1 protein-coding gene is annotated in these 480 nt (G+C 60.0%); it reads right to left on the minus strand.

All coding sequences use genetic code 11. The features are described 5' to 3' along the window. The coding region (locus B3Q33_RS10930) for an NAD(P)-binding domain-containing protein (protein WP_286827534.1) at positions 1-480 on the minus strand (480 nt) is incomplete at both ends.

Consider the following 480-nt stretch of genomic DNA (forward strand, 5'->3'; position numbering starts at 1 on the left):
CCCACCACCCCGACAATGTCGCCGTGGGGTGTGATGTCACCATGACCGAGATGGTGCAGTACCAGTGAATTGATCACCGGGTGGGATTCATACATCCGGTATGACGGCTCCGGCAGGCCGTAGTCACTGGGCTTGCCGACAATAAGACGAATCAGCCGGGCATCCAGTCGCTGCTTGAGTCCGCGGGGCAGCTTGAGCTTGCCACCGATGCTGTCGGTGGGTTTGCCGCCGATAAACTTGGGCAGGAAGTAATACCCGCGACGTACGGACAGATCCACACTGGCCGCCCGGTGCACCGCGTCCACCGCAATATCACAGGCAGAGTTGCCACAGCCCACGATCAGCACCCGCTTGCCATCAAACACCGCCGCATCGCGATAATCGCAGGAATGCATCAGCTCACCCTCGAACTTGCCAGGCAGGCTGGGCTGGTTGGGTGTGTGCAGGGTGCCATTGGCGATCAGGACACCGTCGAAATAA

The sequence above is a fragment of the Alcanivorax sp. UBA3183 genome (assembly GCF_002364155.1).
Classification (GTDB): Bacteria; Pseudomonadota; Gammaproteobacteria; order Pseudomonadales; family Alcanivoracaceae; genus Alcanivorax; species Alcanivorax jadensis.